The organism is Enterobacter cloacae complex sp. OE43NF, assembly GCF_023544405.1.
In the GTDB taxonomy this organism is placed as follows: domain Bacteria; phylum Pseudomonadota; class Gammaproteobacteria; order Enterobacterales; family Enterobacteriaceae; genus Enterobacter; species Enterobacter cloacae.
The window spans coordinates 32,962-57,507 of the sequence record NZ_JAMJFW010000008.1 but is presented as its reverse complement, the minus strand read 5'-3'; the positions used below and the strand labels follow the sequence as shown (position 1 = coordinate 57,507).

Below are 24,546 nucleotides of genomic sequence, written 5' to 3'. Positions count from 1 at the left end.
CGGTGATTGCCTTCGCGTTACTGGAGTGAAGCATCCTTCCCCTGACGGATATCGCGCGGCGACCAGCTAAACTCGCGGCGAAAAAGGGTCGAAAAGTGATTACTGTCGCCGAAACCGCAGCGATAGGCGATATCCGTGACGCTTTCATCGGTGTGACGTAAAAGATGACGCGCCTTAATCAGGCGCAGACGATTGAGGTAGCGCTGGGGCGTTAGCCCGGTGTGCTGCTTGAGCTGACGATGGAGCGTGCGTAACGACAGCGAAAAATCATCCGCCAGCGTTTCCCAGCACACATCCTCGGCGAAATGGTCCTCCAGCCAGGCCATCAGTTGGTTCAGCCGCGCGTCGTTATTTGCCAGCCCTTCCACCAGAGAGCTGCGACGCAGCAGCACCAGCAGCTGCATAAACAGCAGCTCGCGGGTGGCAATGGCATGGGTCTCCTGCCCGTCCTCGCTCTGCTCCAGTTGATTCACCAGCTGGCGCACCTGCTGCAACGTGGACTGATTCACCCGCCAGTGAGACGGGTAGTGCCCATCCTGCTCCTGAGGCAGGAGCTTATTCAACCCCGACAGAAACTGGAACGCGTCCGGCGAACGATAGAGCACGTTGGTCAGACACAGGTTGTCGGTGTGTTCATACAAATGCCTGTCGTGATCGCGCACGAAGCACACCATACCGCCGCTGATGGTGTACGGCTGGCCGTTAAAGACGTGAATGCCTGTCCCATGCTCGACAATCACAATTTCATGAAAATCATGATGATGTTCAGGAAACGCAGCCTGCGGGAGCCGTGGCTCAATCGCGACCGGAGACGTTCCCGACGGGAAAAAATCGACGCTGTGCAGTACGGTCATAACGGCCCCCACCAATGAGAAAAGTTCTCAAAATAGTAATTAAGGCCTTCCACACTCACCTTAAATTTTTGACAGCAAACGTCGCAAAAGCTGTCCATTTTTCAAGAAACAGACGGAAAAATCGGGAAATGCGGTCAGCGTCACATTGCCCGAAAACCCCGCCCTGACTGGAAATTGTGAACTCCCTCACGTTCATCTTTGCTTTCTTGCCAGCGCGAGATTCGGGCTGTCAGTGACGAGAAGGTGGTCTTTTCTTCCCTTTTTTACACTCAGCACCAATGACTTAAGAAGGGACCTGACCATGACTTTTCGCCATTGTGTGGCTGTCGATTTAGGCGCATCCAGCGGCCGCGTAATGCTCGCCACCTGGGACTGCGGCAAGCGCACACTTACGCTTCGCGAAATGCACCGTTTCGCCAACTGCCTGCAAAAACAGGACGGTTTTGATACCTGGGATATTGATGCCCTGGAAGCGGAGATCCGTACCGGGCTGAACAACGTCTGCAACGACGGCATTCGCATCGACAGCATTGGCATTGATACCTGGGGGGTGGACTACGTTCTGCTCGACAGCCACGGCGACCGCGTCGGCCTGCCCGTCTCGTATCGCGACAGCCGCACCGACGGGCTGATGGCACAGGCCATCGCGCAGCTTGGCAAGGACAACATCTATGGCCGCAGCGGCATTCAGTTTCTGCCCTTTAACACCCTGTATCAGTTGCGCGCGCTGGTTGAGCAGCAGCCGGAGCTGGTCAAAAAGGTGGCGCACGCGCTGCTGATCCCGGACTACTTAAGCTACCGGCTGACCGGCAACATGAACTGGGAATACACCAACGCCACCACCACGCAGCTGGTCAACATTAACACCGACAGCTGGGATGAAACCCTGCTGGCCTGGACCGGCGCTTCGCCTTCCTGGTTCGGCACGCCGACCCATCCGGGCAACGTAATCGGTTACTGGATTTGCCCGCAGGGGAATGAAATCCCGGTGGTCGCCGTCGCCAGTCACGACACCGCCAGCGCGGTGATTGCATCTCCGTTGGCCGGTAAAGACGCTGCCTATCTCTCTTCCGGCACCTGGTCGCTGATGGGCTTTGAGAGCAAAACGCCGTACACCAGCGACGCCGCGATGGCAGCAAACATCACTAACGAAGGCGGTGCCGAAGGCCGCTACCGCGTGCTGAAGAACATCATGGGGCTCTGGCTGCTCCAGCGGGTGCTGAAAGAGCAGCACATTGCCGACCTGCCTGCGCTTATCGCAGAGACCGAAAAGCTGAAGGCCTGTACGTTCCTGATCAACCCGAACGACGACCGCTTTATTAACCCGGTGCATATGAGCGCCGAAATCCAGGCCGCCTGTTTCGAAGCCGGTCAGCCGGTGCCTTCCCGTCCTGCCGAGCTGGCGCGCTGCGTTTTTGACAGCCTGGCCCTGCTCTACGCGGATGTTCTGAGCGAGCTGGCGAGCCTTCGCGGCAAACCGTTCAGCCAGCTGCATATCGTGGGCGGCGGCTGCCAGAACCAGCTGCTGAACCAGCTCTGCGCCGATGCCTGCGGCATCACCGTGGTGGCGGGTCCGGTGGAGGCCTCAACGCTCGGCAACATCGGTATTCAACTGATGACTCTGGACGAACTTTCAGACGTCGACGAATTCCGTTCGGTGGTCACCGCGAATACCCGCCTGACCACCTTTACCCCTAATCCCTGCCATGAAATTGCCCGCTACCGGGCGCAGTTTCAGCAAAAACGACTGACTAAGGAGCTTTGCGCATGACCACTCAACTTGAACAAGCCTGGGACCTGGCTAAACAGCGTTTCGCCGCCGTCGGCGTGGATGTCGACGCGGCGCTGCGCCAGCTCGACCGTCTGCCTGTCTCCATGCACTGCTGGCAGGGCGATGACGTCGCCGGCTTCGAGAACCCGGGCGGTTCTCTGACGGGTGGCATTCAGGCGACGGGTAACTACCCGGGCAAAGCGCGCAACGCCACAGAACTGCGTGCGGATCTGGAACTGGCGCTGAGCCTGATCCCGGGGCCAAAACGCCTGAACCTGCACGCGATCTATCTGGAGTCCGACGAGCCGGTAGCGCGTAACGCAATCAAACCGGAGCACTTTAAAAACTGGGTGGAATGGGCCAAAGCCAACAAACTGGGTCTGGATTTTAACCCGTCCTGCTTCTCGCACCCGCTGAGCGCAGACGGGTTTACCCTTGCGCATGCCAACGACGACATCCGTCAGTTCTGGATCGACCATGTTAAAGCCTGCCGGCGCGTCTCGGCCTGGTTTGGCGAGCAGCTTGGCACGCCGTCGGTGATGAACATCTGGATCCCGGACGGCATGAAAGACATCACCGTCGACCGTCTCGCCCCGCGTCAGCGCCTGCTGGCCGCGCTGGATGAGGCCATCAGCGAAAAACTCAACCCGGCGCACCACATCGACGCGGTGGAGAGCAAGCTGTTCGGCATTGGCGCGGAGAGCTACACCGTCGGCTCGAACGAGTTCTACATGGGTTACGCCACCAGCCGCCAGACCGCGTTGTGCCTGGACGCCGGTCACTTCCATCCCACAGAAGTGATCTCCGACAAAATCTCCGCCGCCATGCTCTTCGTACCGCGCCTGCTGCTGCACGTCAGCCGTCCGGTGCGCTGGGACAGCGACCACGTGGTGCTGCTGGATGACGAAACCCAGGCGATTGCCAGCGAAATCATCCGTCATGACCTGTTTGACCGCGTGCACATTGGCCTCGACTTCTTTGACGCCTCCATCAACCGCATCGCGGCATGGGTGATCGGCACCCGCAATATGAAAAAAGCCCTGCTGCGCGCGCTGCTGGAGCCAACCGCAGCGCTGAAACAGCTGGAAGCAACCGGCGACTACACCGCGCGCCTGGCGCTGCTGGAAGAGCAGAAATCCCTGCCGTGGCAGGCCGTGTGGGAGATGTACTGCCAGCGTAACGACACGCCGGCAGGCAGCCAGTGGCTGGAAAACGTGCGGGCGTATGAGAAAGACGTATTGAGTCAGCGCGGGTAACTGCCCCCTCACCCCTGCCCTCTCCCCAAAGGGGAGAGGGAGCAAACCATCCCCTCTCCCCTTTGGGGAGAGGGTTAGGGTGAGGGGTTCAACCTCACCGCGATAACTGGAAAAGAAAACTATGCAGACCATCACCACCTCCTGGTTCGTCCAGGGCATGATCAAAGCCACCTCCGATGCCTGGCTGAAGGGCTGGGACGAGCGTAACGGCGGCAACCTGACGCTGCGCCTGGACGACGCGGATATCGAACCCTACACCGCCGATTTCCACCAGAAGCCGCGCTATATTGCCCTGAGCCAGCCCATGCCGCTGCTCGCCAATACGCCGTTTATCGTCACTGGCTCCGGCAAGTTCTTCCGTAACGTCCAGCTTGATCCTGAGGCCAACCTTGGCGTGGTGAAAGTGGACAGCGACGGCGCGGGCTACCACATCCTGTGGGGCCTGACCGATGAGGCGGTACCCACGTCTGAACTGCCGGCGCACTTCCTCTCGCACTGCGAGCGCATTAAGGCGACCAACGGCAAAGACCGCGTGATCATGCACTGCCACGCCACCAACCTGATCGCCCTGACCTATGTGCTGGAAAACAGCTCTGACTTCATCACCCGCAAGCTGTGGGAAGGCAGCACCGAGTGTCTGGTGGTCTTCCCGGACGGGGTCGGCATTCTGCCGTGGATGGTACCGGGCACCGACGAAATCGGCCAGGCGACCGCCAGCGATATGCAAAAACATTCGCTGGTGCTGTGGCCGTTCCACGGCGTCTTTGGCAGCGGCCCTACGCTTGATGAAACCTTCGGCCTGATCGACACCGCCGAGAAATCCGCTGAAGTGCTGGTAAAGGTTTATTCCATGGGCGGTATGAAGCAAACCATTACCCGCGAAGAACTTATTGCGCTCGGCAAGCGCTTCGGCGTAACCCCGCTCCGTTCAGCGCTGGAAATATATGCATAAACCCTCGCTGACCGGACGGTCCGGGCGATAGTTAAGGAGAATTATCATGAGCTTTATGTTGGCACTGCCAAAAATCAGCCTGCACGGCGCGGGCGCTATTGGCGACATGGTCAGGCTGGTGGCGAACAAACGGTGGGGCAAAGCGCTGATTGTCACCGACGGCCAGCTGGTGAAGCTGGGCCTGCTGGACAGTCTGTTTACCGCGCTGGATGCGCACCAGATGTCATATCAGCTGTTTGACGCGGTCTTTCCCAACCCGACGGAGGCGCTGGTGCAAAAAGGCTATGCAGCATACCGGGACGCGGAATGTGATTATCTTATCGCCTTTGGTGGCGGCAGCCCGATTGATACCGCCAAAGCGATTAAAATCCTCACCGCCAATCCGGGTCCGTCCACCGATTATTCCGGCGTCGGCAAGGTGAAAAACCCGGGTGTGCCGCTGGTGGCGATCAACACCACCGCAGGCACGGCGGCGGAGATGACCAGCAACGCGGTGATTATTGACTCCGCGCGTCAGGTGAAAGAAGTGATCATCGACCCGAACATCATTCCGGATATCGCCGTGGATGATGCCAGCGTGATGCTGGATATTCCTGCGTCCGTCACTGCCGCAACGGGAATGGATGCGTTAACCCATGCCATTGAAGCCTACGTGTCCGTTGGCGCGCACCCGCTGACCGATGCCAACGCGCTGGAAGCAATTCGCCTGATTAACCTCTGGCTGCCCAAAGCGGTCGACGACGGTCATAACCTGGAAGCACGCGAGCAGATGGCGTTTGGTCAGTATCTGGCGGGCATGGCGTTTAACAGTGCTGGCCTCGGCCTCGTGCATGCCCTGGCGCACCAGCCGGGCGCGACGCACAATCTGCCGCACGGCGTGTGTAACGCCATCCTGCTGCCGATCATCGAAAACTTTAACCGCCCGAACGCCGTAGCACGGTTTGCTCGCGTGGCGCAGGCGATGGGCGTCGACACGCGCGGCATGAGCGACGAAGCGGCCAGTCTGTCAGCGATTCAGGCGATTCGCGACCTGAGCGCCCGCGTCGGCATTCCGTCCGGCTTCAGCAAGCTTGGTGTCACCAAAGCCGATATCGAAGGCTGGCTGGATAAAGCCCTCGCCGACCCATGCGCGCCATGCAACCCGCGCACCGCCAGCCGCGACGAGGTGCGCGAGCTGTATCTGGAGGCATTATGATCCGCAAAGCCTTTGTGATGCAGGTAAACCCGGACGCGCACGAGGAGTACGCGCGTCGCCACAACCCCATCTGGCCCGAGCTGGAAGCGGAGCTGAAGGACCACGGCGCGCACCACTACGCTATTTATCTCGACCGGGAACGTAACCTGCTGTTTGCCACCGTAGAGATTGAATCGGAGGAGCGCTGGAGCGCGGTCGCGAATACCGACGTCTGCCAGCGCTGGTGGAAACACATGCGTGATGTAATGCCGTCGAACCCGGACAACAGCCCGGTGAGTACCGGGCTGGAAGAGGTGTTTTATCTGGACTGACTGGTTAACGCTGCCGCGCCCGCGGCAGCGGCTATCTCCTGCCTGCTGCTCAGCGTAAACGCCGATACCACGGTAATTGCCAGCACGAAGCAGCCCAGCATCAGATACGTCTCCTGGAAGCCGATCCGGTCATACATATTTCCGGCAAAGGCGGAGAGGAAAATGGCCGCTGACTGTTTGGCAAACTGAAAGCCAATCAGATAGATAGTGGCCGAGAGTCGCGTATCAAACACGCCGGTGATGTACTTGAAGGCTCCCACCAGCAGGAACGGGACCTCCAGCGCGTGCAGCATTTTCAGGGCGATGACCTCCACGGCGGTGGTGGCAAACGACGAGCCGATGATGCGCGTCGCCATAATCAACCCGGCGATCAGCAGCGTATTTTTCGCGCCAATACGGTTAATGATCCACGGCGAGCAGAACATGATGATGGCGTTACAGATCTCCCCCGCCGTCGTCGCGAAACCAAAGGCGCGAGTGCCCTCCTGCGGCGTGGCGAAGAAGGTTTTGAAGAAGGTGGCGAACTGCTGATCAAAAACGTCATAGACGCAGGCCACGCCAATCACGTACAGAATAAACATCCACATTCTGCGCTGACGGAACAGGTTAAAGACCGTTTTCGCGGTGATCTGCGGCTGGTTGGCCCCCAGGGCATTCATCACCTGTGCCGTCTGATTGGGCTTCGGCTTTGCGACCATCAGCAGCAGCATCAGCAACAGCGCCGCCGCCGAGCCCATCCAGAAAACATACGACGGATCGATGCCAAACAGGATGCCCCCCGTTGAGGCGCACAATCCCCAGCCGAGGCAGCCGAACATGCGCGCCTTGCCGTATTCAAAGGCGCTGTTGCGGCTCACGCGTTCGATATAGGCCTCAATCGCCCCGGACCCGGCCGAGAAAACAAAGCCGATATACAGCCCGCCGCTCAGCGCGCCCAGCCAGATGTTGGTTTTCAGCAGCGGCGCGAAGACGTACAGGAAGAAGGGCGCGAACAGAAACAGCAGTACAGAGATAATCCACAGCAGATGCTTCTTCAGCCCCAGCTTGTCCGAAATCACCCCCAGCACCGGCTGGAAGGCGATAGCCGACAGCGAAATGCAGGAGAAAACAATGCCGGTATGGGTTTTGTTCAGGCCGATGATGTCCGACAGCCAGATAGGCAGGAACGGAAAGCAGGTGGCCATGATGAAGAAGTAGAGAAAGAAGAACAGCCCGAAGATCCAGAAGTTAGGGTTGTCTTTGTGGGTACAGGTTGTTGTGTTCATTATTTTTATCCTCAACGGAGGGCCAGTTTCCCGGCCCGTCACCCTTACACGCGTTCCACACCAATCAGAATGGCGGTTTCCGGATCGAGAATCGGCAGCGCAATACCCGCCTGCATTAGCCACTCACCGCTCACCGTTTGCGGTGTCTCCATCCATGCCGGCAGCTTGCGCATGGTGTGCCCGCCCTCTCCCGTAATCTGAATATTCGGGTGATCGAGCAGCGAGATACGGTACTGCGCGCTGGCCTCCAGCCCCGGCATGCGCAGCGGCATCATCAGGGTATAATCCGGCATCGCGAGCTGGCTGACGATAAACAGTCCCTGCGACTTGTCTTCGCTCACGATCCCCTGTGCCAGCGTGGTGACGTCCGGCATATCTACGCGCCACTGGGTGCCGTGGTGGATCACCTCGCGCCACTGCTTGTGCAGCGCAGCGTAATGGCAATAACCTTCGCGCTCTTTCTCATCGACGGTGAGCGGATCCAGCTCCAGCCCCATATGGCCAAACAGCGCCGTCAGGCCGCGGAAGGCAATGCTGTGCTGGCGGAACGTCGCGTGGCATTTATGATGACCGATATGCGCGCCCATCACCTCCGGCGGGAAGAAGTAGCTCATGCCGCGCTGAATAGCGTTGCGCTCCAGCGCGTCGTTGTTGTCGGACGCCCAGAAGCGATGGCAGCGGGTCAGCACCTCGTAATCGATTCGTCCGCCACCTGAGGAGCAGGATTCAAATTCAATATGCGGGAAACGCTCGCCCAGCACATCTAAAAGTCGATAAAACTGGCGGGTCTGCGCGTCGGCGGCGGCTCTGCCGTTATGGCCAGGCTGCACCAGCTCGCGGTTCATATCCCATTTCACATAATCAACCGCATGCTCACCCAGCAGCCAGCTCATGCGCTCCACCAGGTAATCAAACGCTTGCGGAATGTTCAGGTTGAGCACCAGCTGGTGACGTCCTGTGGCCTGCTGGTAGCCGGGCAGCGCCAGAACCCAGTCGGGGTGCGCGCGGTAGAGATCGGAATCCGGGTTGATCATCTCCGGTTCAATCCAGATGCCGAACTCCATGCCGAGGTTTTTGACATGGTCGATCACTGGCCGCAGGCCGTTCGGGTATTTTTTCTCATCCAGATACCAGTCGCCCAGCGCAGCATGGTCGTCGTTGCGACCTTTAAACCAGCCGTCGTCGATGATAAAGCGTTCCACACCCAGCGCGGCCGCCTCGTCAGCCATACGCATGATGTAGTTCGGATCATGGTTGAAGTAGATCCCCTCCCAGGTGTTGAGATGGACCGGACGCGGTTTGTTTTCCGGGAAACGGATGATGTTGTCGCGCAGGTAGCGGTGAAACTGCTGGCTCATGCCGTTCAGCCCGTGCGCGGAGTAGCTCGCATAAAGGCGTGGCGTCCAGAGCGTTTGTCCCTCTTCCAGCACCATCTCCCCTGGCAGGTAGAGCGCTTCCGCTTGCAGATAGCGACGGCCATCGGTTTTGGCTTCAGCGCGAAGGCGATGGTTGCCGCTCCAGCCCAGATGAACACCCCAGACGTCGCCGTGCATTTCGCTGAACGACGGCGTGCCTGAAATGAGCGCCGGGAAGTGTTCGTGAGACGTTCTACCCCGGCGGTTCTCAATCACAAAGCTGTCATGCTCCAGCATGACGCGGTGCGGCTGGAATTCACGGATCCAGCGGCCATGAAACGCCATCACCTCCCGGGCGCGCTCCGCCACGGGCAGCGTGACGGCAAAACGGTCCACCTGCCACGCCTGCGATTTCAGGTTGGTTACGCCGTGCCGCACGACCAGCACGCCGCTGGCGTCCAGCGCCAGCTCGCTGGTCAGGCGCAGGCCCGCGTGTTCATCTTCTGCCGTTATCGTCAGGGTTTGTCCCTGCTGCTGCACGTCGGTGGTGCTGAAAACCGGGGAACCATCCAGCCCCTGCCGGTGCCCCTCAATGCCGGGTGAACCAAACAGGCCGTGTCCAGGTTCAGCCATCAGCGTAACCGGGGAATCCACGTCGAGCCTGCCGTTAGCCACCGGGCGTTCGAGCGTAGCGGCATCCTGCGGCGAAAAGTGCTGAAGGTGCGGCCCCCAGTAGAGAATTTCGGCAAACGGGTGCGTTTTTATCACCACGTCCACCGTGTTGCTTACGAGTCGAAAAACGGAATCTTGCATCAGACATCTCCAGTCATCGGGATGTCCTGAGTGTTGATCCGAAACGTTTCGGATACAAACCAAAACGTTTCGGATCTGTGATCGGGTTTGGAATTTTGCGTTGTTTAAGCCGTCTGGCCTGGGGAGAATTCCGGCTGCCAGAGCACCTGAAGTTTGTCAATGTCGTCGCCGTTAATCAGCTGACGCACCATATCGGCAATCTGTTTCCCGACGCCCTGACGGGTAGACTGGATCACCGCCGCCACGTCGATATCGACGATGCTGTCCTGGGGCAAACCGTCGTAGACCACCAGCGATACGGCATTCTCGCCGGTTAAACGGCCAAGCTGTGCCAGCGCCATTGCCGCACCGTCGCCGTGGGTGTTGCAGTCGGTGATGATGGCCGTGGGGGGTTGCGGCAGAGAGAGCAGCTCTTTTGTTGTGGCGTAGCCGACCCGGCGGGAAGGCGGCATGGCGCGCAGCCACTCGCTGGACAGCCCGGCTTCACGCAGCGCATCCAGATACCCCTGGCGACGCTGGGTGATGAACGCCTGGTTGTTACTTTCGCCAAGCAAAGCAATACGCTGATGGCCTTTTTCGATCAGCCAGCGGGTGGCCTGATACGTACCGGCGTAGTTGTCGAAATCAAACCATGCATAGGGCTGCGGCAGCTGACTGCGTCCGAGAGCCAGAAAGGGGAACCCGGCAGCCTGAAGCTGCTCCAGGCGCGGATCGTGATCCAGCGTGTGCGCCACAATCAGCGCATCCACGCGACGGCTTTGCACCATGCGCATATAGCTATGTTTATCGGCCAGATCGTCATCGGCAATCAGCAGGAGATCGATTTCATGTCGCGCCAGTTCATGGCTAATTTCGCCGACCATGTCCATAAATACGCTGTTATTGAGCGGAACAGGATGTACCGGGAAAACCAGCCCCACCGCGTCGATCTTGCCCATCTTCAGGCGACGGGCAAAGGTATTGGGCCGATAGCCGCGTCGCTGGGCTTCCGCTTCCACGCGGGCGCGCGTCTCGCTGGAGACGTCGTCATATCCGTTGAGGGCACGACTGACGGTGGTAACCGAAAGCCCCAGTTCTTTGGCGATAGCTTTAAGCGACATGCGTTTCCGTTTCCTGGTTAATTTTGTTCCGCCACCAGTAGCGCGTAGGTGTCTGGCTCCAGGGCCTTGAAGATATGCGGCTCGTCGGCGGGATAGCAAATGTAATCCCCTGCCTCCAGCACCTCAGCGGCATCAAGCAGACCGACCAGCGCCCGGCCCTGGGTCACAATAATATGCTCAACTGACCCCGGTGAATGGGGCTGGGAAATACGATCGGCACCTGGCTGGGTGATGAGCAGGTAGACATCGCGCCGCGCACCCGGGGGACATGCCGCCAGCAGAATGGCTTCGTAATTGGCCTGCCCGGCGACCACTTTTGTGCCTTCACCGCGGCGGATCACCTGCGTGGTCGGCTGCTGCGGCTCCAGCAACCGTGCAAAGGGAATATCCAGCGCCACACATAGCGACCACAGCGTCTCAAGGCTGGGATTGCCATTGCCGGACTCCAGCTGCGAAAGTGTGGATTTAGCGATACCGGCACGGCGGGCAATTTCCGCCAGTGAAAGTCCGGTTCGCAGGCGTTCTCGCACCAGACTTTTGGCGATCACGCTGATTGGCTGCGTCATAAACGGCCTCTTGTTCTATAAATCGAACGATTCGTTCATCTTGTAAACCGAATCTGATCCGTTCATTATAATGGATACACGTTCGATATGGCTAAAATTGTATGAAACGTTCTCTCTCTTGCCTGAAAGGCGACACCATCAAAGCAATTATCCTCGTTTGCCTCGCCGTTGGCGTGGTGGGGATGTCATACGGCTCGCTGGCGATGGCCTACGGTTTCCCGCTGTGGGTACCGTTTGTACTGTCTATTACCGTGCTGGCGGGGGCCTCGGAGTTTATGTTTATCGGTATCGTGGCGAGCGGGGGTAACCCACTGGCGGCGGCCGCGGCCGGGCTGCTGGTGAACGCCCGCCATGTGCCGTTTGGCGTTACGGTGCGCGAGCTGGTGGGTAAACGCGGTTTAAGTTTTTTGGGCTGCCACATCATGAACGACGAAAGCGTGGTGTTTGGGCTGTCGCAAAAAACCCCGGAGCAGCGCAAAACGGCCTACTGGCTGTGCGGCCTGGGCGTTGCCATCCTCTGGCCGCTGGGTACCCTGCTGGGTGCCATGGTCGGAAAACTGTTGCCGGCCCCGGAAACCATCGGGCTGGACGCGGTATTTCCGGCCATTTTGCTGGCCTTAGTGGTTCCGGCGTTTAAAAACCGCACCACGCTTATCCGCGCCTGCAGCGGCGCCGCCCTGTCGCTGGCCGCCGTACCGTTCGCTCCGGTGGGCTTACCGGTACTGCTCTCTTTACTCGGTCTCGCCGCGAGGAAAAAATAATGGAAAACATGACCCTCTTTATCCTCGGTATCGCCATTCTGTCAGCAGGGACCTATCTGATGCGTCTTGGCGGGGCGAAACTGGGTAGCCGACTGGCGCTGTCCGAGCGATCTCAGGCACTGCTGTCGGATGCGGCAACGGTGTTGCTGTTTTCCGTGGCGCTGGCGACCACCTTCTATGAAGGGGAACATTTCGCCGGGATGGCGCGGGTGCTGGGCGTGGCGTTTGCGGTGTTTCTGGCCTGGCGAAAAATGCCGTTAATTGTGGTGATCGTGGCGGCGGCGGTCGTTACGGCGCTGCTGCGTCTGGCGGGCATGGCATAAAAAAGCCCGACAGCACGCGTCCGTCGGGCAAGGCGGCGTTTACTGCGCCGCGAGGGTAACGTAATTCACCGTCAGCATTTCTTCGAGTTCCGCCGTGTTGCCGGTCCTGAACGCGTTATCGTTGAGATAAGTGACCACCGAGAGCGTAACGACCAGCTGTTTGCCCGCCACCTCGCTGCCGTTCACCGCCACAAGCGACGTATCCGGTGGCAGCGTAACCTCCGCTGCACCCGCGGTGACCTGCGCCGCGCCGCGCGGCACGGCCGCCAGCTGCACGGCACCATTATCCATGCGGGCCTCTTTCGCCGTGATTTTCAGCACACCGTTGTCGCTAAAGCGATACGCTTTATTTCCACGGGCCGGGCCGTCCACCTGCAGGCGGATCTTGCGCGCGTCCGGGCAGATCACCGACACCTGGATCTCACGTTCTGACGAGGCATAACCCCGGTACGTTTTTCCGGCAATATCCGTGCTGACCTCGCGCATCGCCTCCCGACGTAGCAGACCATTATTGATACTCTTTACTGACGAAACCACCTGACACTCTTCTTCTGCCAGGACGGAGGGAGCATGGCTGAGGGCGACGCAGGCCAGCAGCAGTAAACACGTGCGATGAATAATCAGAGACATTTTCCGTTTATCTCCTCGTAGAATTGAGTGGGGTCCGCTTCCGGCAAAGTGAAACTCAGCGTGCAACGGCCAGCATCCTGCTTCGCATACAGCGTCTGGCTGGCGGAAATATCATTCAGGAAAATGATGCCGTCTTCCGGTGCTGAGGTGATGTACTCCCCTTTCCCGTTCACGACAGAGACGCCTTTCGGTAACGGCGTGCCGTCCGCGCGCGTAATGTTCAGCAGCACGCGGCGCTGGCTCAGCGTGGTGAACTTCCAGTGAGCAAATGCTCCGTGGGAGGCCTTCAGCGACGCATGACCGTTGCTGACGTCAACATTGCCCGGCAGGCTTTGGGTATCTATTTCAACCGTACTTTCGCTGAACGGTGTCAGGGCGGGCACAACCGCTCTGCCCCATTTGTCCGTCCAGACGTTACCGCGCGGGGTACCTATCGCCACCCCGGCAACGGGCTTGTCCAGCGCCACTACCGCATAGGTATCTGTTACCGGATAAGGTGAGAAGGTAACGCCATCACCGTGCGCGACAATGCCGCCGCTCAGTGCGATCGAGGAGTTACGGTTACTTTCATTGTCACCGCCAATCCCCAACGCGAGCGTGGTGTAGTGCAGGTTACTGTTCAGCGAACCATCCCAGTTGGTTACGCTGTCATCGTGATCCTGAGAGACGCCCACCGTGTAGGTGTTTTCATCGTTAAATGACCCCATGGCGCGGGTCCCGTAAGAGGCTTTGCCCTCGTTTTCACGGTACCAGCTGTTGGTGGACACGCCGGTGCGGCCCAGCGGCACAGAGACGTTCACATAAAACATATCGCTGTCGCTGGTGTACTTATCACCGTGGCTGATGTCTGATTCCCAGTTTACGCTGACGTTAAAATAGCGGAACGACCGCGACCATGACGAAATGATGCGGCGGCTGTCGTATTCGCTGTTCCATGTCTGGTTGTTGTAATAGCTCAGAGAGAAACGGCCCAGCGTCGGGTTCGACCAGCTCACGCCAACGTTGGTGTCGTATTTTGTGGTCGAGTAGTCATCGTCATCGCTGTATAACTCCTGCATTTCACGATACTTCGGCGTACCGTAGCTCCCGCCAAGGGACAGGCCGAGCCCCCACGGTAAGGCGTAGCCGAGATCCAGCGTGGTTTTGTTACCGTCGGTTTGCGAGAGGTTATCAATGGAGCCGAGAAAACCCAGCGAGGCATACATATGCTGCATCGGCACGGTGTCAATGTTGGCGGAGAAACCGTAATAGTGGTTATCTGCCATCACCATGCCGGCGAGAAAGTTCATCCGGTTGTTAATGGACCAGCCGTTTGATGCGGCGACAATCCACGGCTGCGTAAAGTTTGTCTCCATGTCCTCTGCACGCCCGACGGCCAGTGAAAACCCCGGCGCGCGGCCCACGTGGTTGCTACGGAAGGTGCTGGCGGAAACCGTAAAATGGCTTTCGCTGCCGTCGGTTTCCGTCACCGTGACCTTTAAATCCGTGTTCAGGTTGGCAACCGGCACATCGCTTAAGGTGAACGGCCCGGCAGGTACCAGCGTGGAGAAGATCAGCTGTCCACCCTGGCGAATGTCCACGCGCGCCTGGGCGTTGCGGGCAATACCACTCACCTCAATACCGCTGCTGTAGCCCGGCAGGAGAGCGTTATCCGGCATCATCTGTACGCCATAGATGCCGGGGATACTGAAGCGGCTGTTGGCGATGTTAATTTGCCCCCCCTGCACCATCACGCCGTAGTCGGTAAAGGTGCGCTGTGCATAGGTGTAGAGCGAGTCGCTCTCGAACGACATGCCGCTGCCGTCGCTGATAAACTGCGAACTGCGCACAATCCAGTCGCCTGCGTTAAAGCCAAATTCAAACGAAGCCTGAAAGCGATCGGACTTATCATCATCAAAGTCGTAATGGGTGCCAAACATGGAGTAGTTCAGCATAGCCGCGCGTCCGCCACGCACGTCAGCCACCTGGCGGCCACTTTCCGGGTTAATGGCCTCCGGCGGAACAACCAGTGAAATTTCGTCTACGTCTGGAGAAGTGACGACCGTTGCGTTTTTCCAGTACTGGTGAATTGAAGGGCACGTTTCACGCTTGAGCTTTTTATATAACCCGGCGGCGTCCAGAAATTCCCCATCAATACACGGAAGACCTTCATCATTAAATTTCACGGGCATAATGCCGCGCTTTTTGCCGTTAATAAGCACGGTGACATTATGGTAACCCGGCATAAATCGCGGGGCGACGGCATAATAGTCAGCAATAGCCGGATCGAGGCCATTCTCTTTTAACGCCTGGGTATCGAAAAACGCTCTTGCCAGCTCCATACTGGGCGCTGCCGTTGGCAGAATTTCTGCACGAATTCCGAATGCCACCGCGCTCAGGCAAAATGCCAGCACGCCTGTTTTACAGGGGGAAATTTTCATGGCCACTCCGTCGGGTATTATTATTTTAATTCAGCAACGTAAGAACTGGCTTTATAGCCAAAGCGGGTAGCAGGGTACATTTCTACTTTGTTATTCTGCCCGGATATTTTGTTTTCTGACGTCGCTATCATCGTCTGGCCGGGAAGAATATAGCTTTTATCGAATTTGACCTTAATTCGTGACGGTAATAACGTGGCGTTTTGCTCCATACGCACCACATAAGGTGTATCGTTTACCACCGTCAGGTTGCCGTTTTTAATCTGCCAGCGCAGATCTTTCCACGGCTCCATATTCACGTCGAGACCCGCCGGGTGAATAATGACCGGGAGATTCTGGCTGAACACCATTTTCACTTTATTCTGCTCTCGTTGCGGAATAGTGGAAAAAATGACGCGTTTTAAGTGTTCTGTTTTTAATTTTTCCGCGCTGTCTTTTAAGACAAAGCGGACACGCTGCGTTTTACCGGCATTTACACGTACCACCGGTTGAGTGACAATAACACCAGGTGTGGGATCGTCCGGTAAATCGACAACACGGGTATAAAGAAGCTGGGCGGTATCGTCGCTATTTTTCACATCCATGCTCGCTCCCCGCTCGTCTTCGTTAATCAACAGCAGGGAAGTATCTGGCACCATACCGGCGGCAAATGTCTGCAACGACGAAAGCAGGCAAACGCAGAGCAACGTTTTTTTAGAGAGAATCATAATATTAGTCCGTTAATATTGATGGAAACTGCTCCCCTAATCAGAGGAGCAGTGAATTATCAGCACTGTGATAATCAGAGGTAAACCAGCTCAACGTTGGTTAAACCGTCCAGCGTCACTTCATCCGTGACGTTTAAATCGTTGGTTGGGTTGATTGTGGCGCTCACAGCAACCTTAAAGTTGATCTTGCTTTCTGCAGAAGGCGCGCCACTCGTTTTATCTGAAGCAAAGGCATAAATTTCAGAATTGTCACTGTAAATTTGCATATAGTCGGCGCCTCTAACAACCCAGCCTTTTCCACCATCTATACTCGCCAATGGATAAAGCGGGTCCCCATTACTGTTAGTGTTTGCACCTTGAGTACGGAATAACGCTAATGCATAGGCACCAATTTTTTTATCGTTATACATTCCCAGACCAAACACAGTAGATGGCGAACCGGTAAAGCCATTACCCATTACGACGTTTTCAGTGGGTGAAGAGTCATCACGCGAATCGGTAAACTTCACAGCAACACGCGTGGCTTCTTCACAGGTAATGGCAACAGGAATTTCTTTCATTTCCGTCAGCGGGGTCATGCTGGTCGAGTTGAGTGAGGCAACCTTCATGGTACCAAAGTCAGCCACACCGCCACCGCTTGGGAAGGCTGGAGTGCATGAGGATGGAAGGATTTTACCTGTTACTTTAATATCAATGCTTTGTGCAGCCATAGCTGTATTAACCGACATGGCTAACGCTGTAACCAGCATTCCTTTTTTGATCAATGCGTTCATTCAATTTCCTTATTAAGGTGAAATACAAAAGAAAGCCAAATGCCAACATTTGGCCGAGGGTATCGATAAGCAATATTAATTGCCGGAAAATACCAGCATCAATAACCGCTATCAATTGTCTGACCCATCTTTAGGATTTAGACCTGAGGAATTCCTTAACTATTAAGATCAATTATTTGAAATATGAATGTAAATAGCGCCAGCGGCTTAAAAGCATTGAAGGGAATTATGTTATCGACAGTCTTATCAGACAAATTATTTAAGAGGGTTATTTAACGATAAGCGTTAAACAGGAATAACAATTGAGAAGGGAGAGGAGATTTCGCCTTTGCAAGCGAGAAGCGGGATGAGTTTTTTACACCTGTCCCCGCTCCGAAGAGCAAGGGACAGTGGCAACACAACTTATTTGTTCAGTTCAGCGGTCATATGTACGCGGTTACCAGAGAATGCCTGAGTAATTTTGTAAGAGGACGCGCCCGCTTCCTGAGCCTGAGCGGCGATTTTCGCTTCTGCGCCATCCAGCGTGGAGGCGGAAGCGGTGACAGTCTGTGCAGCAAAAGAACCGAATGAAGCAGCCAGAGCGATTACAGCGACAAAAGTTTTGATGCTTTTCATGATATAAACCCTTTCGTTAAGTTGTTTAGGTAAGGCACCGTGCCTTGATGAGATAAATACTAGACCTCATGACCGACAACTAAAAGCGGAAGGATTTGCTAATATCATTCAAAATTATTGATCAACAATTAAACGCTGAGGATGCGTGTAAACGGTAGCCCTTCCCGGTTTGCAGAAGCCGACCAGCGTCAGGTTACAACGCTCTGCCACCTCTACCGCCAGCGTCGTCGCCGCCGAGACCGCAAACAGGATTTCGACGCCGCACATCGCAGACTTTTGCACCATCTCGTAGCTGGCGCGGCTGGAAACCAGCGCTGCGCCCTGCTGCCAGAGATCGCTCTCCCGCGCCCGTCGCCCCATCAGTTTATCCAGTGCCACGTGACGTCCCACGTCTTCATGCCCACCGGCGATCTCGCCTGATGGCAGAACCCATGCCGCCGCATGCGTACAGCCGCTCAACTGACCGATGGGCTGCACGTCGTTGAGGTGGGCAAGCGCGTGGTCGAGGTTGGCCAGATTGAAGGTCTGCGTAAAGGGCAGCGGCGCGACAGGTTTGCCGATATCGTTCAGTTGCTCAACGCCACAGACGCCGCACCCTGTTCGCCCGGCCAACGCGCGACGACGCTCCTTCAGCCCCATAAAGCGACGACTGGAGAGTTCGATCTGCACTTCCAGACCGTTGCAGGCCTGAACCACATCCATGCCGTAAATGTCCTGCGGATGCGCAATGATGCCTTCCGAGAGCGAAAACCCGATGGCGAACAGTTCAAGATCTTTTGGCGACGCCATCATCACAACGTGCGAGATGCCGTTGTACACCAGGGCGACGGGAACTTCTTCCGCCAGAAAATCGGGCGTGGCGTGGGTAATGTGAGGGGGTCGATGTACCGACAGCTCCACAATGCCTGCTGGCAGCGGTGACGAGTGGGTAGCACGGTTTTGTTTAGACACAACGGTTTTCCTGAACAACCACGGAGGTGAGCCTGCTATTGCAGCATAAACCACAGGCCTTACGCATAGTATGGATCAACTTTTCAGCACCCAACCGCCTCAAGTTTACCTACTCATTCTGGAGAGGTGCAACCGGCGCCATGCTACACCCCTGTAACATGCGGGGTTAATAATGTGATTGATATCACACTTTATAATCAACACGGTGATAATACGTTCACTTTGTATTAACGCCATTGGAACAGGCGTACCGACATTGTGGTATTCTGGTGATATCCCCCGGAGAAATGAGGGATTAACGCAAATTTTTTTCCTTTGCGGTCATTATTCAACCGCGAAGTCAAAACTACATATGTAAGCAATGTCGAAACAAGGAGTGACCCATGCAGGTCAGCAGAAGGCAGTTCTTTAAGATCTGCGCTGGCGGTATGGCAGGCACCACGGCAGCGGCACTGGGCTTTGCGCCTGGCGTAGCGCTGGCGGAAACGCGGCAGTATAAACTGCTGCGCACCCGTGAAACCCGTAATACCTGTACGTACTGCTCTGTCGGTTGCGGGCTGTTAATGTATAGCCTCGGCGACGGTGCTAAAAACGCCAAAGCGTCTATCTTCCACATCGAAGGCGACCCGGACCACCCGGTCAACCGCGGCGCGCTGTGCCCGAAAGGGGCCGGTCTGGTGGACTTTATCCACTCCGAAAGCCGTCTGAAATTCCCGGAATATCGCGCGCCTGGCTCTGATAAATGGCAGCAAATCAGCTGGGAAGAAGCATTTGACCGCATCGCTAAACTGATTAAAGAAGACCGCGATGCCAACTTTATTGCGAAGAACGCCGACGGCGTGACGGTCAACCGCTGGCTCTCCACCGGGATGCTGTGTGCATCGGCTTCCAGTAACGAAACCGGCTATTTAACTCAGAAATTCACGCGCGCACTCGGTATGCTCGCGGTCGACAACCAGGCGCGTGTCTGACACGGACCAACGGTAGCAAGTCTTGCTCCAACATTTGGTCGCGGTGCGATGACCAACCACTGGGTCGACATCAAGAACGCCAACCTCATTGTGGTGATGGGCGGTAACGCCGCTGAAGCGCACCCTGTCGGGTTCCGCTGGGCGATGGAAGCCAAAATCCACAACGGTGCGAAACTGATTGTGATCGATCCCCGCTTTACGCGTACAGCGTCAGTGGCGGATTTCTACACCCCTATTCGTTCAGGTACTGACATCACTTTCCTGTCAGGCGTATTGCTGTACCTGATGACTAACGAAAAATACAACCGCGAATACACCGAAGCCTATACCAACGCCAGCCTGATCGTGCGTGAGGATTACCACTTCGAAGATGGCCTGTTCAGCGGTTACGACGCCGAAAAACGCAAGTACGACAAAACCAGCTGGAACTACGAGCTGGACGAGAACGGCTTTGCGAAGCGCGACACCACCCTGCAACACCCGCGCTGCGTGTGGAACCTGCTGAAAGAGCACGTTTCTCGCTATACGCCGGACGTTGTTGAGAACATCTGTGGTACGCCAAAGGCTGACTTCCTGAAGGTCTGCGAGCTTATCGCCGAAACCAGCGCGAAAGACAAAACCGCGTCGTTCCTGTATGCCCTCGGCTGGACGCAACACTCCATTGGTGCGCAGAACATCCGTACCATGGCGATGGTTCAGCTGCTGCTCGGCAACATGGGGATGGCAGGCGGCGGCGTGAACGCCCTGCGCGGTCACTCCAACATTCAGGGTCTGACCGACCTCGGCCTGCTGTCACAAAGCCTGACGGGTTATATGAACCTGCCAAGCGAGAAACAACCGGACCTGCAAACCTACCTGACAGCCAGCACGCCAAAACCGCTGCTTGAAGGCCAGGTGAACTACTGGGGCAACTATCCGAAGTTCTTCGTCTCGCTGATGAAAGCCTTCTACGGCGACAAAGCGACGGCGGAAAACAGCTGGGGCTTTGACTGGCTGCCGAAGTGGGACAAAGGTTACGACGTTCTGCAGTACTTCGAGATGATGCACCAGGGTCAGGTCAACGGCTACATTTGCCAGGGCTTTAACCCGGTCGCCTCGTTCCCGAACAAGAACAAGGTTGTCGAGTCGCTGTCGAAACTGAAGTTCCTGATTACCATCGACCCGCTCAACACCGAGACCTCTACCTTCTGGCAGAACCACGGTGAATCGAACGATGTCGATCCGTCAAAAATTCAGACCGAAGTGTTCCGTCTGCCATCAACCTGCTTCGCGGAAGAGAACGGTTCTATCGTCAACTCTGGCCGCTGGTTGCAGTGGCACTGGAAAGGTGCGGACGCCCCGGGCATCGCCATGAACGACGGCGAGATCCTGGCCGGTATCTTCTTACGCCTGCGTAAGATGTACGCGGCAGAAGGCGGCGCGAACCCGGAACCGGTTCTGAACATGACCTGGAACTACTCGACGCCGGAGAATCCATCCCCGGAAGAAGTGGCGATGGAGAGCAACGGTAAGGCGCTGGCGGACGTTATCGACCCGGCCACCGGTACCGTGCTGGCGAAGAAAGGCGATCAGCTCAGCACCTTCGCGCACCTGCGTGATGACGGCACCACCTCAAGCGGTTGCTGGATCTTTACCGGTAGCTGGACGCCGAAAGGCAACCAGATGGCCAACCGCGATAACGCTGACCCATCGGGCCTTGGCAATACGCTGGGCTGGGCTTGGGCATGGCCGCTGAACCGCCGCATTCTCTATAACCGTGCCTCCGCTGACCCGCAGGGCAACCCGTGGGATCCGAAGCGTCAGCTTCTGAAATGGGACGGCGCGAAATGGGGCGGCGTGGATATTCCGGACTACAGCACTGCCGCACCAGGCAGCGATGTCGGGCCGTTTATCATGCAGCCTGAAGGGATGGGACGCCTGTTTGCCATCGATAAAATGGCGGAAGGGCCGTTCCCGGAACACTACGAGCCGTTTGAAACGCCGCTGGGTACTAACCCGCTGCACCCGAACGTGGTCTCTAACCCGGCTGCCCGTATCTTTAAGGGCGACTTTGAAGCGCTGGGTAAAAAAGACAAGTTCCCGTATGTGGGCACCACTTACCGTCTGACCGAGCACTTCCACTACTGGACCAAGCACGCGCTGCTTAACGCCATCGCGCAGCCGGAACAGTTTGTGGAGATCGGCGAGAAGCTGGCGAACAAGCTCGGCATTGCCCATGGCGATACCGTGAAGGTCTCCTCCAACCGTGGCTATATCAAGGCCAAGGCGGTAGTGACCAAGCGTATTCGCACGCTGAACGTACACGGTCAGCAGGTGGATACCATCGGTATTCCGATTCACTGGGGTTATGAGGGCGTGGCGAAGAAAGGGTTCATTGCGAACACCCTGACGCCATTCGTCGGTGATGCGAACACGCAGACGCCGGAGTTTAAGGCCTTCCTCGTGAACGTGGAAAAGGTGTAACGGAGACGACTTATGGCTTATCAATCTCAGGACATTATTCGTCGTTCCGCGACTAACGGTTTCACGCCCGCGCCTCAGGCGCGGGACCACCAGCAGGAAGTGGCGAAGCTTATCGACGTTACCACCTGTATCGGCTGTAAAGCCTGTCAGGTGGCCTGTTCAGAGTGGAACGACCTCCGTGACGAAGTGGGTCACAACGTCGGGGTGTACGACAACCCGGCCGACCTGACCGCCAAGTCCTGGACGGTAATGCGTTTCTCTGAAGTGGAGCAGAACGACAAACTGGAATGGCTTATCCGCAAAGATGGCTGTATGCACTGTGCGGATCCGGGCTGCCTGAAGGCGTGTCCGTCAGAAGGGGCTATCATTCAGTATGCCAACGGCATTGTCGACTTCCAGTCCGAGCAGTGCATCGGCTGCGGCTACTGCATCGCGGGCTGCCCGTTTGACGTGCCGCGACTGAACCCGGAAGACAACCGCGTCTACAAATGTACGCTGTGCGTTGACCGCGTGAACGTTGGCCAGGAGCCAGCCTGCGTGAAAACCTGTCCAACCGGCGCCATCCACTTTGGCTCCAAAGAGGATATGAAAACGCTGGCGGCCGAACGCGTGGGTGAACTGAAAACCCGTGGTTACGATAACGCTGGCCTGTACGATCCGGCCGGTGTGGGCGGTACGCACGTCATGTACGTGTTGCACCATGCCGACAAGCCGAATCTGTATCACGGCCTGCCGGAGAACCCGGAAATCAGCGCCACCGTGAAGTTCTGGAAAGGCATCTGGAAACCGCTGGCAGCGGTAGGCTTTGCTGCCACCTTCGCAGCGAGCATCTTCCACTACGTCGGCGTCGGTCCGAACCGCGCGGAAGAGGAAGACGACAACCTGCATGAAGAGAAAGACGAGGTGCGCAAATGAAAAAACGTGACACCATCGTGCGCTACACCGCGCCGGAACGCATCAACCACTGGGTCACCGCCTTCTGCTTTATGCTGGCGGCGATAAGCGGGCTGGGGTTCTTCTTCCCGTCCTTCAACTGGCTGATGCAGATACTGGGTACGCCGCAACTGGCGCGCATCCTTCACCCGTTCGTGGGTGTGGTGATGTTTGCCTCGTTTATCATCATGTTTTTCCGTTACTGGCACCATAACCTAATCAATCGGGATGATATCTTTTGGGCGAAGAATATTCGTAAGATCGTCGTCAACGAGGAAGTGGGTGACACCGGGCGTTATAACTTCGGCCAGAAGTGCGTATTCTGGGCGGCGATTATCTTCCTGGTCCTGTTGCTGGTGAGCGGCGTGATCATCTGGCGTCCGTACTTTGCGCCTGCTTTCTCAATCCCGGTGATCCGATTCGCGCTGATGCTGCATTCATTTGCCGCAGTGGCGTTAATTGTGGTTATCATGGTGCATATTTACGCCGCCCTCTGGGTGAAAGGCACCATTACCGCGATGGTGGAAGGATGGGTAACCAAAACGTGGGCGAAGAAACATCACCCGCGCTGGTACCGTGAAGTCCGCCAGAAACAGGAAAAGTCATCTGAATGAGTATTCGCATAATCCCGCAAGATGAGCTGGGGTCGAGCGAGAAACGCACGGCGGAATATATTCCGCCGTTGTTATTCCCCAGACTCAAGAACCTCTACAACCGCCGTGCAGAGCGCCTGCGCGAGCTGGCAGAGAACAACCCGCTGGGCGATTTTCTGCGTTTTGCCGCGCTGGTTGCCCATGCGCAGGAAGTGGTGCTGTACGACCACCCGCTGCAAATGGATCTGACTGCGCGCATCAAAGAAGCCAGTGAGCAGGGCAAGCCGCCGCTGGCTATTCACGTCCTGCCGCGTGACAAGCACTGGCATAAGCTGCTGCATTCTCTGATTGCCGAGCTGAAGCCCGAGATGAGCGGCACCGCGCTGGCGGTCATTGAGAACCTGGAAAAAGCCTCCGATCAGGAGCTGGAAGAGATGGCGAGCGCGCTGTTTGCCTCTGACTTCTCGCTGGTCAGCAGCGATAAAGCGCCGTTTATCTGGGCTGCGCTGTCGCTCTACTGGGCGCAAATGGCCAGTCTGATCCCCGGTAAAGCGCGCGCCGAATACGGCGAAGCGCGCCAGTTCTGTCCGGTGTGTGGCTCAATGCCAGTCTCCAGCATGGTACAGATCGGCACCACCCAGGGGCTGCGCTACCTGCATTGCAACCTGTGTGAAACAGAGTGGCATGTGGTGCGCGTGAAGTGCAGCAACTGCGAGCAGACCCGCGATCTGAACTACTGGTCGCTGGAAAATGAAGACGCGGCGGTAAAAGCCGAAAGTTGCGGCGATTGCGGTACGTATCTGAAGATTCTGTATCAGGAAAAAGACCCGAAAGTTGAAGCGGTGGCCGACGATCTCGCCTCGCTGATTCTGGACGCCAAAATGGAGCAGGAGGGCTTTGCCCGTAGCTCTATCAACCCGTTCCTGTTCCCGGGTGAAGGGGAGTAATCCCCTGTAATAGTGCCGGGCGGC

Annotated in this window: 22 protein-coding genes; 11 read left to right on the top strand and 11 right to left on the bottom strand. The window is 56.9% G+C overall.

What is annotated here, in order from left to right; all coding sequences use genetic code 11:
- Positions 1-17: 17 nt before the first annotated feature.
- On the bottom strand, positions 18-854 hold the full coding sequence (gene rhaS / locus M8370_RS05750) for an HTH-type transcriptional activator RhaS (protein WP_013099335.1): 837 nt from the start codon (positions 852-854) through the stop codon (positions 18-20).
- Between the two features lie 301 nt (positions 855-1,155).
- Between rhaS and rhaB the strand changes: the two genes are divergently transcribed.
- The 5 genes from rhaB (at position 1,156) to rhaM (ending at position 6,339) form a co-directional block, all read left to right on the top strand.
- Positions 1,156-2,625: a rhamnulokinase gene (gene rhaB, locus M8370_RS05745; protein ID WP_250020623.1), complete on the top strand. Its 1,470-nt coding sequence runs from the start codon at positions 1,156-1,158 to the stop codon at positions 2,623-2,625.
- The gene (rhaA, locus tag M8370_RS05740) at positions 2,622-3,881 is read left to right on the top strand and encodes an L-rhamnose isomerase (protein ID WP_250020621.1); all 1,260 of its coding nucleotides are present in this window, start codon (positions 2,622-2,624) and stop codon (positions 3,879-3,881) included. Before rhaB ends, rhaA begins: the two co-directional genes overlap by 4 nt.
- A 121-nt stretch (positions 3,882-4,002) precedes the next feature.
- Positions 4,003-4,833 carry a rhamnulose-1-phosphate aldolase gene (gene rhaD / locus M8370_RS05735; protein ID WP_250020620.1) on the top strand — a complete coding sequence of 277 codons (831 nt, stop codon included), beginning with the start codon at positions 4,003-4,005 and terminating at the stop codon, positions 4,831-4,833.
- A gap of 46 nt (positions 4,834-4,879) precedes the next feature.
- Entirely contained in the window at positions 4,880-6,028 is a 1,149-nt protein-coding gene (gene fucO, locus M8370_RS05730) for a lactaldehyde reductase (protein ID WP_114519383.1), read from the top strand.
- On the top strand, positions 6,025-6,339 hold the full coding sequence (gene rhaM, locus M8370_RS05725; RefSeq protein WP_038985218.1) for an L-rhamnose mutarotase: 315 nt from the start codon (positions 6,025-6,027) through the stop codon (positions 6,337-6,339). The genes fucO and rhaM overlap by 4 nt, the downstream gene beginning before the upstream one ends.
- On the opposite strand, the gene M8370_RS05720 is transcribed toward rhaM, so the two are convergent.
- From M8370_RS05720 to M8370_RS05705, 4 genes are all read right to left on the bottom strand, one after another.
- Positions 6,327-7,604 carry an MFS transporter gene (locus M8370_RS05720; RefSeq protein ID WP_038985220.1) on the bottom strand — a complete coding sequence of 426 codons (1,278 nt, stop codon included), beginning with the start codon at positions 7,602-7,604 and terminating at the stop codon, positions 6,327-6,329. The genes rhaM and M8370_RS05720 overlap by 13 nt on opposite strands.
- 44 nt (positions 7,605-7,648) lie before the next feature.
- A complete protein-coding gene (locus M8370_RS05715) occupies positions 7,649-9,772 on the bottom strand; it encodes an alpha-galactosidase (protein WP_250020618.1) in 2,124 nt (707 codons plus the stop codon).
- Positions 9,773-9,876: 104 nt separating this feature from the next.
- Positions 9,877-10,971: a LacI family DNA-binding transcriptional regulator gene (locus M8370_RS05710; RefSeq protein ID WP_255248578.1), complete on the bottom strand. Its 1,095-nt coding sequence runs from the start codon at positions 10,969-10,971 to the stop codon at positions 9,877-9,879.
- Complete coding sequence (locus M8370_RS05705; RefSeq protein WP_013099345.1) at positions 10,890-11,438, bottom strand: helix-turn-helix domain-containing protein; 549 nt, start codon at positions 11,436-11,438, stop codon at positions 10,890-10,892. Before M8370_RS05705 ends, M8370_RS05710 begins: the two co-directional genes overlap by 82 nt.
- A gap of 101 nt (positions 11,439-11,539) precedes the next feature.
- On the opposite strand from M8370_RS05705, the gene M8370_RS05700 reads away from it, so the two are divergent.
- Positions 11,540-12,199, top strand: coding sequence for an AzlC family ABC transporter permease (locus tag M8370_RS05700; protein WP_013099346.1), 660 nt, complete (start codon positions 11,540-11,542; stop codon positions 12,197-12,199).
- On the top strand, positions 12,199-12,522 hold the full coding sequence (locus M8370_RS05695) for an AzlD domain-containing protein (RefSeq protein ID WP_020686891.1): 324 nt from the start codon (positions 12,199-12,201) through the stop codon (positions 12,520-12,522). The genes M8370_RS05700 and M8370_RS05695 overlap by 1 nt, the downstream gene beginning before the upstream one ends.
- Before the next feature lie 39 nt (positions 12,523-12,561).
- On the opposite strand, the gene M8370_RS05690 is transcribed toward M8370_RS05695, so the two are convergent.
- The 6 genes from M8370_RS05690 to fdhD all read right to left on the bottom strand — a co-directional run bounded on the left by M8370_RS05690 (position 12,562) and on the right by fdhD (position 18,615).
- Positions 12,562-13,152 (bottom strand): DUF1120 domain-containing protein, encoded by a 591-nt coding sequence (locus M8370_RS05690; RefSeq protein WP_095428065.1) that lies wholly within the window; start codon positions 13,150-13,152, stop codon positions 12,562-12,564.
- On the bottom strand, positions 13,143-15,572 hold the full coding sequence (locus M8370_RS05685) for a fimbrial biogenesis outer membrane usher protein (protein WP_058651844.1): 2,430 nt from the start codon (positions 15,570-15,572) through the stop codon (positions 13,143-13,145). Before M8370_RS05685 ends, M8370_RS05690 begins: the two co-directional genes overlap by 10 nt.
- A 20-nt stretch (positions 15,573-15,592) precedes the next feature.
- Entirely contained in the window at positions 15,593-16,276 is a 684-nt protein-coding gene (locus tag M8370_RS05680) for a fimbria/pilus chaperone family protein (protein ID WP_062729248.1), read from the bottom strand.
- A gap of 74 nt (positions 16,277-16,350) precedes the next feature.
- Positions 16,351-17,049: a DUF1120 domain-containing protein gene (locus M8370_RS05675; protein WP_047351647.1), complete on the bottom strand. Its 699-nt coding sequence runs from the start codon at positions 17,047-17,049 to the stop codon at positions 16,351-16,353.
- 402 nt (positions 17,050-17,451) lie between these two features.
- Positions 17,452-17,664, bottom strand: a complete 213-nt coding sequence (locus M8370_RS05670; RefSeq protein WP_013099352.1) for a YdgH/BhsA/McbA family protein — start codon at positions 17,662-17,664, stop codon at positions 17,452-17,454.
- A 114-nt stretch (positions 17,665-17,778) separates the two neighbouring features.
- Positions 17,779-18,615 carry a formate dehydrogenase accessory sulfurtransferase FdhD gene (gene fdhD / locus M8370_RS05665; RefSeq protein WP_058682052.1) on the bottom strand — a complete coding sequence of 279 codons (837 nt, stop codon included), beginning with the start codon at positions 18,613-18,615 and terminating at the stop codon, positions 17,779-17,781.
- A gap of 383 nt (positions 18,616-18,998) precedes the next feature.
- Between fdhD and fdnG the strand changes: the two genes are divergently transcribed.
- Genes fdnG through fdhE form a run of 4 tightly spaced genes read left to right on the top strand, consistent with a single transcriptional unit; the run spans position 18,999 to position 24,522 of the window.
- Positions 18,999-22,049: a formate dehydrogenase-N subunit alpha gene (gene fdnG, locus M8370_RS05660; RefSeq protein ID WP_086527976.1), complete on the top strand. Its 3,051-nt coding sequence runs from the start codon at positions 18,999-19,001 to the stop codon at positions 22,047-22,049.
- Between the two features lie 12 nt (positions 22,050-22,061).
- Positions 22,062-22,964, top strand: a complete 903-nt coding sequence (gene fdxH, locus M8370_RS05655) for a formate dehydrogenase subunit beta (RefSeq protein ID WP_014833793.1) — start codon at positions 22,062-22,064, stop codon at positions 22,962-22,964.
- Positions 22,961-23,596, top strand: coding sequence for a formate dehydrogenase cytochrome b556 subunit (gene fdoI / locus M8370_RS05650; protein WP_013099357.1), 636 nt, complete (start codon positions 22,961-22,963; stop codon positions 23,594-23,596). The genes fdxH and fdoI overlap by 4 nt, the downstream gene beginning before the upstream one ends.
- Positions 23,593-24,522, top strand: a complete 930-nt coding sequence (gene fdhE / locus M8370_RS05645; RefSeq protein WP_250020616.1) for a formate dehydrogenase accessory protein FdhE — start codon at positions 23,593-23,595, stop codon at positions 24,520-24,522. Before fdoI ends, fdhE begins: the two co-directional genes overlap by 4 nt.
- Positions 24,523-24,546: the final 24 nt, after the last annotated feature.